The 13016-nt window shown below is 40.9% G+C and carries 10 protein-coding genes; 9 read left to right on the top strand and 1 reads right to left on the bottom strand.

The window, feature by feature from the left end:
* The first annotated feature begins 253 nt into the window (after positions 1-253).
* From F928_RS18435 to zigA, 3 genes are all read left to right on the top strand, one after another.
* A complete protein-coding gene (locus tag F928_RS18435; RefSeq protein WP_002119258.1) occupies positions 254-1642 on the top strand; it encodes an amino acid permease in 1389 nt (462 codons plus the stop codon).
* Between the two features lie 163 nt (positions 1643-1805).
* Positions 1806-2492, top strand: coding sequence for a D-Ala-D-Ala carboxypeptidase ZrlA (locus tag F928_RS18430; protein WP_005078760.1), 687 nt, complete (start codon positions 1806-1808; stop codon positions 2490-2492).
* A 142-nt stretch (positions 2493-2634) separates the two neighbouring features.
* Positions 2635-3900 (top strand): zinc metallochaperone GTPase ZigA, encoded by a 1266-nt coding sequence (gene zigA, locus F928_RS18425; RefSeq protein WP_025465503.1) that lies wholly within the window; start codon positions 2635-2637, stop codon positions 3898-3900.
* Between the two features lie 33 nt (positions 3901-3933).
* Here zigA and F928_RS18420 read toward each other — a convergent pair whose 3' ends face one another.
* Positions 3934-5046 carry an acyltransferase family protein gene (locus tag F928_RS18420; protein WP_005078756.1) on the bottom strand — a complete coding sequence of 371 codons (1113 nt, stop codon included), beginning with the start codon at positions 5044-5046 and terminating at the stop codon, positions 3934-3936.
* Between the two features lie 353 nt (positions 5047-5399).
* Between F928_RS18420 and hutC the strand changes: the two genes are divergently transcribed.
* The 6 genes from hutC to hutI all read left to right on the top strand — a co-directional run bounded on the left by hutC (position 5400) and on the right by hutI (position 13012).
* Positions 5400-6152 carry a histidine utilization repressor gene (gene hutC / locus F928_RS18415; RefSeq protein WP_005078753.1) on the top strand — a complete coding sequence of 251 codons (753 nt, stop codon included), beginning with the start codon at positions 5400-5402 and terminating at the stop codon, positions 6150-6152.
* The gene (locus F928_RS18410; RefSeq protein WP_002119143.1) at positions 6149-6724 is read left to right on the top strand and encodes a HutD/Ves family protein; all 576 of its coding nucleotides are present in this window, start codon (positions 6149-6151) and stop codon (positions 6722-6724) included. Before hutC ends, F928_RS18410 begins: the two co-directional genes overlap by 4 nt.
* A gap of 260 nt (positions 6725-6984) precedes the next feature.
* Positions 6985-8652, top strand: coding sequence for a urocanate hydratase (gene hutU / locus F928_RS18405; RefSeq protein WP_014207979.1), 1668 nt, complete (start codon positions 6985-6987; stop codon positions 8650-8652).
* Positions 8653-8739: 87 nt separating this feature from the next.
* Complete coding sequence (gene hutH, locus F928_RS18400; protein WP_005078750.1) at positions 8740-10278, top strand: histidine ammonia-lyase; 1539 nt, start codon at positions 8740-8742, stop codon at positions 10276-10278.
* 64 nt (positions 10279-10342) lie between these two features.
* A complete protein-coding gene (proY, locus tag F928_RS18395) occupies positions 10343-11755 on the top strand; it encodes an amino acid permease (RefSeq protein WP_002119193.1) in 1413 nt (470 codons plus the stop codon).
* A gap of 51 nt (positions 11756-11806) precedes the next feature.
* A complete protein-coding gene (gene hutI, locus F928_RS18390; RefSeq protein ID WP_002119235.1) occupies positions 11807-13012 on the top strand; it encodes an imidazolonepropionase in 1206 nt (401 codons plus the stop codon).
* Positions 13013-13016: the final 4 nt, after the last annotated feature.

Here is a 13016-nt window from a genome sequence, read left to right as displayed (position 1 = left end):
TATGAGTTTGATATAGACCGAGCACAACCAATTGCTTCATGTCTCTATAATACTGAATTCATCAAATTACGCAATACATAATTTAATTACACATTCCATAATAATTGTCATTTCTTGTATTTTCTGTTTTCATTCGCGGTCATGAGAAAAGTCACGCAATTATTTTTTCATGAATCTCTATGAAAGTTTGATCAATTTATGATATACGTAATTTATTGGAAAAAAATTACGTGACACGGATGAGAATAATCATATGTCAGCACAAGAGCAAGGAAACCTGAAACATGGTTTGAGTAATCGGCACATCCAGCTTATTGCATTGGGTGGGGCGATTGGCACAGGGCTTTTTCTTGGTATATCACAATCGATTAAATTAGCAGGTCCATCGGTCATCCTCGGTTATGCCATTGCAGGATTTATTGCTTTTTTAATGATGCGTCAGCTTGGTGAAATGGTAGTTGAAGAGCCAGTCAGTGGTTCTTTTAGTCATTTTGCCTACAAATATTGGGGACCATTTGCAGGGTTCATGTCAGGATGGAACTATTGGGTACTCAATGTACTCGTCTGTATGGCAGAACTAAGCGCAATTGGTCTTTACATTCAATATTGGTGGCCGCAAATCCCGACGTGGGCATCTGCTTTAGCCTTCTTTGTCTTAATTAATGGCATTAATTTGCTACACGTTAAGTTTTTTGGCGAAATGGAATTTTGGTTTTCTATTGTCAAAATCTTAGCGATTCTTGCAATGATTGGCTTTGGTTCATATCTACTTGCAACAGGCACAGCAGGTCCACAGGCAAGCATTTCAAACCTCTGGGCACTTGGCGGTTTCTTCCCGTTTGGTGTTGAAGGCTTAGTGATGGCAATGGCGGTCATTATTTTTGCTTTTGGTGGTATTGAGCTTTTCGGTATTACTGCAGCTGAAGCACGTGACCCTGATAAAACTTTACCTAAAGCTGTGAATCAAATTATTTATCGTATTTTGATTTTCTATATTGCGACACTTTTTGTTTTATTCTCGCTATTCCCATGGAACCAGATGGCACAAGGTGGCAGTCCATTTGTGATGGTATTTGCTTCTTTAGATAGCCAAGGCATTGCAACGTTATTGAACTTTGTCATTTTGACAGCAGCGGTTTCAGTTTATAACGGCACAAGTTATTGCAGTAGCCGTATGTTGTTAGGCCTTGCGCAACAAGGAAATGCACCAAAAGTATTTGCACGTATTAATAAACGTGGTATTCCAACCAATGCAGTGATCCTTTCAGCGGCAGTCACTATTTTATGTGTACTGTTAAACTATATTTTCCCTGAAAAAGCATTTGGTTTACTCATGATGCTTGTGGTTGCAGCGATTGTAATTAACTGGGTTGTAATTTCATGGACGCATTTAAAATTCCGCAAATATATGCAACGCCAAGGGCAAACAACAAAGTTCCCAAGCTTCATGTATCCATTTAGCAACTATTTATGCATACTGTTTATGCTGGGTATTTTGGTCGTGATGTCTTTAACACCAGATATGCGTGTTGCGGTCATGATGATTCCTGGCTGGATCTTGTGTTTGATGGTGGCTTACCAATTTAAACGCCGAAAATTAAAAGCTGAGCAGTCTGTACCTGCCTTAGAAGCAGATATTTAATAAATTATTGAGTTGTATCTAAAAAGGACGTCTGACAGGCGTCCTTTTTTATTTTTAAAATTTAGCAACAGAAATTAAAGGATTTTATTATTGTTATAATATAACATTTCATTAATTTAATGATGAGCAATTTTCCCATTTTTGGTGAAGATAGAGCATATTTATGAAGCGTTATTTCGGTTTAATTTTATTATCTCTCACAGCATGTAGTACCCAAACACCCAAGCCAACAATTCCTCTGCATACCCAAACATCTTTACCTCAACCTACAAAAACATTGGTCAAAATAAAGCCTCAACCCGAGGCGTATGTTGCATGGTTAGCTACAGCAGACCATCGACAGGCTGTGCAATCTTACAAGCAATTTCTTAAGCAAAAGGGACTTGCCAATTTAGTGCGAGACCATGAGTTATTACGCTCGGCTCGCGATTGGCAAAAATGTGGAGTTGAGCCTTATGCGGTGCCACCAAGGGAGATTTGGTCCAATATCGTTCCGACACTTAGCATTTTAAAAGCGTTAGTTGATGATGGCGTAATTAACGATTTTGAAGTGACTTCGGTCTACCGTGCTTTATCTCTAAACCGCTGTGCAGGTGGTGCTGATGCTTCTCGACATGTCTTTAATGCAGCACTTGATTTTCGAATTGGCCCAGAACAGCCGAGTGATTTAGACCAGTTCAATATTCAGCAAACTAAAACCAAACTTTGTCAGTTTTGGGCGACTAAAGGCCAAGCGCTTAATATGGGACTAGGTGTTTATGCTTCAGGACAAATCCATATTGATAGCCAAGGATTCCGTGCATGGGGACCTGACCATCACTACAAAACCTCAATTTGTCAGGGACTATAAAAGCAATTTTTTCAACGACTAAGTAAATTGATTTAAACAAAAGCGGAATAAAAACTTGATCAATAGTTATGTTATAACATAACATTATTGTGGTTTAGAAATAGATTACGCCTGTGATCTGGCCATACCTAGATGGCCAGCCATGATCAGTTTAAATATTATTCGAAGAGATCAAGCCATGCGCACTGCAATCGCCAACTCATTTGCCAAGCTTCCCGTCACTGTTTTATCAGGCTTTTTGGGTGCAGGAAAAACCACATTACTCAACCATATTTTAAATAATCGTGAAGGCCGCCGTATTGCCGTGATTGTCAATGATATGTCAGAGGTGAATATTGATGCGGCATTAGTACGCGAAGGTGGGGCGGAGCTTTCAAGAACAGATGAAAAGCTGGTTGAAATGAGTAATGGCTGTATCTGTTGTACTTTACGAGAAGACTTATTGGTTGAGGTGAGACGTTTAGCTGATGAAGGGCGCTTTGATCAATTGGTGATTGAGTCAACAGGCATTTCAGAACCACTGCCTGTTGCAGAAACCTTTACCTTTGAAGATGAAGATGGAAACTCTCTCAATGAGTTTGCTCGACTCGACACCATGGTCACGGTAGTCGATGCTTTTAACTTTCTTAAAGATTACGGTTCAATCGACTCACTGCAACAACGTGGTGAGTCATTAGGTGAACACGATGAGCGAACTGTGGTCGACCTTCTTATTGATCAGATCGAATTTTGTGATGTGATTATGCTCAATAAAATTGACTTGATTGATCAGGCTCAGCAAGACCAACTCATTGCAATTTTAAAAACTCTAAACCCGCGTGCTCGAATTGAAATTGCTCAATTTGGAAAGATCGCTTTAGATAAAATCTTAAATACACAGCTATTTGACTTTGATGAAGCCGCACAAGCACCGGGCTGGTTAAAAGAGTTACGTGGAGAACATACGCCAGAGACTGAAGAGTATGGAATCAGTAGCTTTGTTTACCGCGCGCGTCGACCTTTCCATCCAGAACGTTTTTATGATTTGGTGCAGGCTGAATGGCCGGGTGTCGTTCGTTCTAAAGGCTTTTTCTGGTTGGCTGCTGAACCGACATTGGCTTATTCATGGTCACAAGCAGGTGCGATGGCACGACATGGCTTGGCAGGTTATTGGTGGGCCACCGTTGCAGAAGAAGACTGGCCAAGTGACTTAGACAGCATCGAACAAATTAAAAAGGTTTGGGATGCTCAAACAGGTGATGCACGTCAGGAGCTGGTTTTAATTGGTATGCAAATGGATGAGCAAGCTTTAATACAACGCTTAGACCGTTGTTTATTAAGTGATGAGGAAATGGCTTTAGGACCACAAGCTTGGCAGAACTGGTCTAATCCTTTTAAACAAGAAGATGAAACGATGTTGATCGCTTAATTAAAAAAGCCCCTATTTTAAAGGGGCTTTTTTTTATGATTTGTCTTTAATGAAAATTTTTCGAATGTAGCTGTTAAGCGGTGTGGAATAATATTTTTCAATCGCTGCGCTGATAATAAAGGTCAGAACCAGATAGCCAATTAAAAGCATAATTTTGATGCTAGAGTCGGTTTGAGCCGGAACAAAAGCAACTTTCATAAGACCCAGCACAACTAGATGAAACAAATAAGTTTCATAACTTCTTTGCCCCAACCAAACCATGATTTTTGTAAAGAGGTTATGCGCTTGCGTTTCGGAAGGATATTGAAAACACAGAATGAGTAAACTTGTGGCAAGAGCAAATAAGCTAATACCCCATGTGCTAACTTCTTTAATTGGCGCATATAAATATAGAGCGGTCATGCTCAAAATAATCAACCACGAAAGAGGTTTTTTATAGGGCCAATTTGGCTGATATTTATGAGAAAAAATGGCAGTTAAACAGCCCACCGCTATACCATCAAAACTTGAAAAATAATGATATAAATAGGCGCCGCTTTCTTCTCCAAAATGTAGAGACCTAAAATAAGACCCGTATAAAATGACTCCAACAAGTACAGCAATAAAAACCTTATTACTACGTGTGAACAAGCACAATAATGGAAAAACAAAGTAAAAAACTTCTTCCACAGAGAGCGACCACAGCACGCCCAAAGCGTAGTTTACCCAACCGAATTTAATAATCAGGATATTCATCCAGAAGGCTAAAGCCGCAAAAATTGTTAGTGGATAGGAAACCTCAATGCCATTTGGAGCTTGGTTCATAAAGGGTTTTAAGTCAAACGAACCGAGTATGCTTACACCTAAAATGAGTAATACCAGACACGGTAAAATACGCGCTGCTCGTCGGATATAAAAATGTTTGAGGTTAATTGCGGAAAATTGTTTATCTCTTTTTAAGGTGTGATGAGTAATTAAAAAACCCGAAATCACAAAAAACATGGTGACGCCATAATTTCCATTTCTTGCGATGACTGTGCTAAATGCTTCACCTAAGAAATCAAAACCTAACCATGTATCTTTAAGTTTATAGGGAATATTAAAATGGTGTAAAAGAACCAAAAGGATAGAGATTCCTCGAAGAATATCTATTTTATAATTACGCATTCGATGTGCTTCCAGTTTTATTAATATACTGTGTGGCAGAAGAATACTATCGATCAGTTATTTTAAATAAAAGTTTTAAGCAGCGTTTCGTAAATTAGAAAAAACGATACTTTTTACATCCTTGAATTGAGCATAAACTTAGCAGACACAACTATTAAATAAATATTGATAAGATCCTAATATATTTGAATTTCTCTACATAAAACTTTAAATTAGCTCTTACCGAACTATGTTTATTTTTTAAACTTTTTAAAATCTATTTAATTCATAAATTAACATGTTGTATGTGGTTGTATATACATAGCATGTTAACTAAAATACTTTTTTGCCTGCCGCCTTTTTGAGTATTTGTTATGCCCAGAACATCAAAACAAGAACATGCTGAGCTTTCGATTGAAGCTGATAGTCCAGTTCCTTTATATCAACGTGTAAAACAGCTGATTTCACAAAAGATTTATGAAGGCTCATGGGCTGTAAATAAAAAAATTCCTTCGGAAAGTGAACTCGTTAATCAACTTGGCTGTAGCCGTATGACGGTAAACCGTGCGCTACGTGAGTTAACAACAGAAGGCTTACTCGTTCGAATTCAGGGCGTTGGTTCTTTCGTAGCTGAAGGGCAAGGCCGAACTGCACTTTTTCAAATTAATAATATTGCCGATGAGATTATTGCACGAAACCATAAGCACCATGCTGAAGTTTTAGTCTTAGAACAAATTTATGCAAATGCAGAGCAAAGTGTATTAATGCAGACTCGCGAAGGGCAAAAATTATTTCACTCGATTATTGTGCATTATGAAAATGATGTACCTGTTCAGGTCGAAGATCGTTTAGTGGATGCAGCACTGATTCCAGATTATTTAGAACAAGATTTTAAAACCATTACCCCGAATGCTTACCTCATGGCAAAAGCACCTGTGTCAGAAGGTGAGCACATTGTCGAGGCCGTTTTAGCATCTCCTCAAGAGTGTAAGTGGTTGAAGATTACTAAAGCTGAGCCATGCTTATTGATTCGCCGTCGTACATGGTCAAATAAACAACTCATTTCAAGTGCGCGTCTGATTTATCCGGGTAGCCGCTACTATCTCGAAGGAAAATTTAACCCATGATTGAATTGATCAGGGCCGATCAATATACAAAAATGCTTTGGAAAAATGGTGCAGGTTTTACTTTAGAAATTGCCAGAAGCCAAGGTGAAGCTGATTTCGATTGGCGTATTTCGATGGCAGATGTGACCACTTCTGGGCCATTTTCGCTATTTCCCAATAAGCAGCGCATTATTAGCGTACTCGATGGACAGGGTATGGTATTGCATGTCGATGATCTTCCTGCCAAAACGCTGAACCAAGGTGATATTTTTGCTTTCCATGGCGAGAGTCAGGTCCAAAATGAACTGGTCGACGGTGCAATTCGAGATTTAAATTTAATTTATGATCCTGCAAAGTTTCATGCTCGTTTTCAGTGGTTGAATGATGCAGCGGAGCAGGCATTTATCAGTTCGGCAGACCTGATTTTCATTTTTAATCAGGGTAGTGAAACGGAAGTGAACGTTGATGATCATTCCGTTCAGCTTGCTGCTCAAGAAACACTAAAAATTGAGAAAAACGCTGGCGTGACATCGATTAGTTTTCCCAAAAGACAACTCAAAAGTTGCTATGTCATGGAGCTAATTCAACGATAAAACAATATAATTTACTACTTAAAAAGCACGTATCGATTTAAAAGATATGTGCTTTTTTTATGCCTGATATAAAAATAAATTAATTTAATTCATAAGCTTATTCAATTTTATTAAAAAAATATCAGTCACCCTCTTCACGCCGAAAAATATTTGTGTAGTATATGGATGTATATATAAGTTAATACATTACTATACAAATGCAGAAACAAGTGATGTTCTGCTGATGTAAGCTCAAAGGAAGGAGTCCGCCTGTGACAACAATGACAACAAAATTTCGTGATGTAGAAATTCGTGCGCCACGCGGCACTGAATTGACGGCTAAAAGTTGGTTAACTGAAGCTCCATTACGTATGTTGATGAATAACCTTGATCCGGACGTTGCAGAAAACCCGAAAGAGTTGGTTGTATACGGTGGTATTGGCCGTGCAGCACGAAACTGGGAATGTTTCGACAAAATTGTAGATACTTTAAAAAATCTTGAAACTGACGAAACTTTATTGGTTCAATCAGGTAAACCAGTAGGTGTATTTAAAACTCATAAAGATGCACCTCGCGTTTTAATTGCAAACTCAAACCTTGTACCGCACTGGGCAAACTGGGAACACTTCAACGAGTTAGATGCAAAAGCTTTGGCTATGTATGGTCAAATGACAGCAGGTTCATGGATCTACATTGGTAGCCAAGGTATTGTACAAGGTACTTACGAAACTTTCGTTGAGGCAGGCCGCCAACACTACAACGGTGATTTAAAAGGTCGTTGGGTTCTTACTGCTGGTTTAGGCGGTATGGGTGGTGCTCAGCCTTTAGCTGCAACACTTGCTGGTGCTTGTTCTTTAAACATTGAATGCCAACAAGCAAGTATCGATTTCCGTTTACGTACCCGTTATGTAGATGAACAAGCGACTGACTTAGACGATGCTTTAGCGCGTATTGACCGCTATACAAAAGAAGGTAAAGCAATTTCAATTGCGCTTCATGGTAACGCTGCTGAAATTTTACCTGAGCTTGTACGCCGTGGTGTACGTCCAGACATGGTGACTGACCAAACAAGTGCACACGATCCACTTAATGGCTACTTACCAGTAGGCTGGACTTGGGATGAATACCGTGCACGTGCGAAAACTGAACCGGAAGCTGTTGTAAAAGCTGCAAAACAGTCGATGGCAAAACACGTACAAGCGATGCTTGATTTCCAAAAAATGGGTGTTCCAACATTTGACTATGGTAATAACATCCGCCAAATGGCGAAAGAAGAAGGTGTAGCAAACGCTTTTGATTTCCCAGGCTTCGTACCTGCATACATCCGTCCATTGTTCTGCCGTGGTATTGGTCCATTCCGTTGGGCAGCGCTTTCTGGTGACCCAGAAGACATTTATAAAACAGATGCCAAAGTTAAAGAGTTAATTCCTGATGATGAACATTTACATCACTGGTTAGACATGGCACGTGAACGTATTAGCTTCCAAGGCTTACCAGCGCGTATTTGCTGGGTAGGTTTAGGCTTACGTGCAAAACTTGGTTTGGCATTTAACGAAATGGTTCGTAGCGGTGAATTGTCTGCACCAGTTGTGATTGGTCGTGACCATTTAGACTCAGGTTCAGTTGCAAGTCCAAACCGTGAAACTGAAGCAATGCAAGACGGCTCAGATGCAGTATCAGACTGGCCTTTATTAAATGCGTTGCTCAATACAGCAGGCGGCGCAACTTGGGTGTCTTTACATCACGGTGGTGGTGTAGGTATGGGCTTCTCTCAACACTCAGGCGTTGTGATTGTGTGTGATGGTACAGATGAAGCTGCTGCACGTATTGCTCGTGTACTGACCAATGACCCTGCAACAGGTGTTATGCGTCATGCCGATGCAGGTTATGAAATTGCGATTAACTGTGCGAAAGAGCAAGGCCTACACTTGCCAATGATCACGCAATAAAAATACACGGAAGAACTAGCGGTGCTTTTTGCAATTGTGAAAAGCACCGTCTCAGCAGAATATAGTGCAAAAAATTAGGAAGCCAACATGGAATTATTAATCCAACCGGGAAAACTGACCTTAGCCGATTTACGTCAAGCCTACCTCAACCCAATTAAAGTTAAATTAGATGAAAGTGCTTCATCAGCAATTAATGCAAGCGTGGCTTGCGTTGAGAAAATTGTAAATGAAGGACGTACAGCTTACGGTATTAACACGGGCTTTGGCTTACTTGCTTCAACTAAAATTGCTCCTGAAGATTTAGAAAAATTACAGCGTTCATTGGTTCTTTCGCATGCGGCAGGTGTAGGTGAAGCACTTGATGATGCAATGGTTCGTTTAATTATTCTATTGAAAGCAAATAGCTTGGCGCGTGGTTTCTCTGGTATTCGCCGTAAAGTGATTGATGCTTTGTTGGCTTTAATTAATGCCGAAGTTTACCCACACATTCCACTAAAAGGTTCAGTAGGGGCTTCAGGTGACTTGGCGCCACTTGCACACATGTCTTTAGTGTTACTTGGTGAAGGTAAAGCGCGTTATAAAGGTGAATGGTTACCAGCAGTTGAAGCTTTAAAAGTTGCAGGTTTAGAACCTATTTCTTTAGCAGCTAAAGAAGGTTTAGCACTTTTAAATGGTACACAGGTTTCAACTGTTTATGCTTTACGCGGCTTATTTGAAGCGGAAGATTTATTTGCAGCTGCAACAGTTTGTGGTGGCTTAAGCGTTGAAGCAATGCTGGGTTCACGTGCACCATTCGATGCTCGTATTCACGAAGTACGTGGTCAACGTGGCCAAATTGATGTGGCTGCGGCTTATCGTGACCTATTAACAGACTCAAGTGAAATTGCACATTCGCACGAAGACTGTAGCAAAGTTCAAGACCCATACTCTTTACGTTGCCAACCACAGGTGATGGGTGCATGTTTAACGCAAATCCGTCAGGCTGCTGAAGTATTAGAAATTGAAGCAAATGCTGTATCTGATAACCCGCTTGTTTTTGCTGAACAAGGTGACGTGATTTCTGGTGGTAACTTCCATGCAGAACCTGTTGCAATGGCGGCTGATAATCTAGCTTTGGCAATTGCAGAAATTGGTTCACTGTCTGAACGTCGTATTTCGATGATGATGGACCGTCATATGTCACAGCTTCCACCGTTCTTGGTGGCAAATGGTGGTGTTAACTCAGGCTTTATGATTGCTCAGGTAACTGCTGCTGCTCTTGCAAGTGACAATAAAGCGCTTGCACATCCAGCAAGTGTTGATAGCTTACCGACTTCAGCTAACCAAGAAGACCATGTATCAATGGCTCCGAATGCTGGTAAACGTCTTTGGTATATGGCTGACAACGTCCGCGGCATTTTAGCTGTTGAATGGTTAGGCGCTTGTCAGGGTCTAGACTTCCGTGAAGGCCTAAAAAGCTCGCCTAAACTTGAACAAGCTCGTAAAATCTTGCGCGCTCAAGTGCCTTACTACAGTGAAGACCGTTTCTTTGCTCCTGATATTGAGCAAGCAAGTGAATTACTCTCAAGCGGCTGCTTAAACGAGTTACTTATTCCAAAACTACTCCCTAGTTTATCTGAAGTGTGATTAATAAAACGGTCACATGGAGTGGCCGAATCTAACTAAATATCCTCAAGGATTGGAGATTATAATGTCACAAAGCTCCACATTACAGCGGGGGTTGAACACCCGCCACATTCGTTTCTTGGCATTGGGCTCAGCAATTGGAACTGGGCTTTTCTATGGTTCGGCAACTGCAATTAAAATGGCAGGGCCTTCAGTATTACTGGCGTATATCGTTGCAGGGATTGCAATTTATATCGTTATGCGCGCATTGGGTGAAATGGCTGTCCAAAACCCTGTCTCTGGTTCATTTAGCCACTATGCATCACAGTACATTGGTCCATTGGCTGGCTTTACGACAGGCTGGACTTATGTTTTTGAGATGATCATTGTGGCGTTGGCTGATGTCACTGCTTTTGGTATTTACATGGGGTTCTGGTATCCCGATGTACCACGGTGGATCTGGATTTTATCCCTGATTATGTTCTTGGGTGCAATTAACCTCATTCACGTTAAAGTCTTTGGCGAACTCGAGTTTTGGCTTTCTATTGTCAAGGTGAGCGCTATTGTTGCCATGATTTTAGGTGGAATCGGTTTAATGTTCTACGGCTTCCATGCTGACCATAGCAGTGTGGTACCGGGTATTCAAAACTTATGGATTTATGATGGCTTTATGCCGCATGGGATTGCAGGCTTAGTTGCATGTTTATCTGTGGTTGTATTTGCTTTCGGTGGTATCGAAATTATTGGTATTACAGCAGGTGAATCACAAGATCCGAAAACCACTTTACCAAAAGCAATTAATGCAGTTCCGGTTCGTATTTTACTGTTTTACGTATTAACCATTTTTGTACTGATGTCGATTTTCCCATGGAATCAAATTGGTAGCCAAGGTAGTCCATTTGTACAGATTTTTGAGAATTTAGGCATTCAATCAGCAGCTACAATTTTAAATATTGTTGTTATTACGGCAGCAGTTTCAGCGATTAATAGTGATGTATTTGGTGCTGGTCGTATGCTTTATGGCATGGCAAACCGTGGTCAAGCGCCTCGAGTTTTCCAGAAATTATCACGTAATGGTGTGCCATGGATGACTGTAGTGGTTATGGCTGGCGTGCTATTAATTGGTGTAGTGCTGAACTACCTGATTCCTGAAAATGTATTCATGATCATTGCCTCAATTGCAACTTTCGCAACCGTTTGGGTGTGGCTCATGATCTTGCTTTCGCAAGTCGCGATGCGCCGTAAGTTGTCTACTGCTGAAATTAAGGCATTGGATTTCCCCGTTATTGGTTGGCCGTATGCTCCTGCGTTTGCAATTGGTTTTATGGTATTCATTTTAGTCATGATGGGGTATTTCCCAGATTCACGCCCTGCAATTTATGTGGGAATCACATGGCTTGTTCTGTTAATGATCGCTTATCGTATTTGGGTCAAACCTCAGCAAAATTCGGGAAAGCAAAATAATTCAATTCCGCAAAATATCGAGATAGAAAGCTAACAAGTCAACTGCCCAATGGTTTAACTATTGGGCAGTTTTGAGGAAAGGCGAATGAAAAAACTTTGGCAAAATTGCCACATTGCGACCATGCAAAATGGGCAATATTCCTACATTGAAGATGCTGCAATCGTCACAGAAGGGCATCTCATTCATTGGATTGGAAAACAACAACAACTTCCTGCCGACACTTATTCCGAAACAGTTAACTTAAATGGCGCTTGGGTAACCCCAGGTTTCATTGATTGTCATACACATAGTGTATTTGGTGGCAACCGTAGTGTTGAGTTTGAAAAACGCTTGCAAGGTGTGAGCTATGCTGAAATTGCAGCAAGCGGTGGCGGCATTGCCAGTACAGTGCGTGCAACGCGTGAAGCCAGCGAAGAACAATTACTAAGCTCAGCACTTAAACGTATTCGTTGTATGCAACAAGACGGTGTAACCACCATCGAAATTAAGTCTGGCTACGGACTCAATTACGAAAATGAACGCAAAATGCTGCGTGTCATTCGTCAAATTGGTGAAGCTTTACCAATGACGGTAAAAAGCACTTGCTTGGCTGCACATGCGTTACCGCCAGAGTACAAAGACCAAAGCGATGCTTATATCGAGCATATCTGTACAGAAATGTTGCCTAAACTGCATGCGGAAGGTTTAGTCGATGCAGTTGATGCATTTTGCGAGCATTTAGCATTTTCACCTGCTCAGGTCGAACGTGTTTTTAAAACGGCACAATCTTTGGGTCTACCCGTTAAGCTCCATGCTGAGCAGCTTTCATCACTAGGCGGTTCAAGCTTGGCAGCACGTTATCATGCTTTGTCAGCCGACCATTTAGAGTACATGACTGAAGATGATGTTAAAGCCATGGCAGAGTCGGGCACGGTTGCTGTGTTATTGCCGGGCGCGTTTTATTTATTACGTGAAACACAATATCCACCGATTGAAAGTCTTATTAAACATGGCGTGCGTATTGCGCTGTCGAGTGATTTAAACCCGGGCACATCTCCAGCACTTTCTTTACGTTTAATGCTCAATATGGGCAGCACACTTTTCCGCTTAACGCCTGAGCAAGCATTAGCAGGTGTCACCATTCATGCTGCACAAGCGCTCGGTTTAGAGCAAACACACGGCAGTTTAGAGCAAGGTAAAGTCGCTGACTTTGTGGCTTGGGATATTGAGCATCCATCTGAAATTGTTTACTGGCTGGGCGGCGATTTGCCTAAGCGAGTCGTTCAGTATGGACAAGAAGTTATTTTTTAGACGG

Source organism: Acinetobacter pittii ATCC 19004 = CIP 70.29 (genome assembly GCF_000369045.1).
Classification (GTDB): Bacteria; Pseudomonadota; Gammaproteobacteria; order Pseudomonadales; family Moraxellaceae; genus Acinetobacter; species Acinetobacter pittii.
This window is presented reverse-complemented; position numbering and strand designations above follow the sequence as displayed.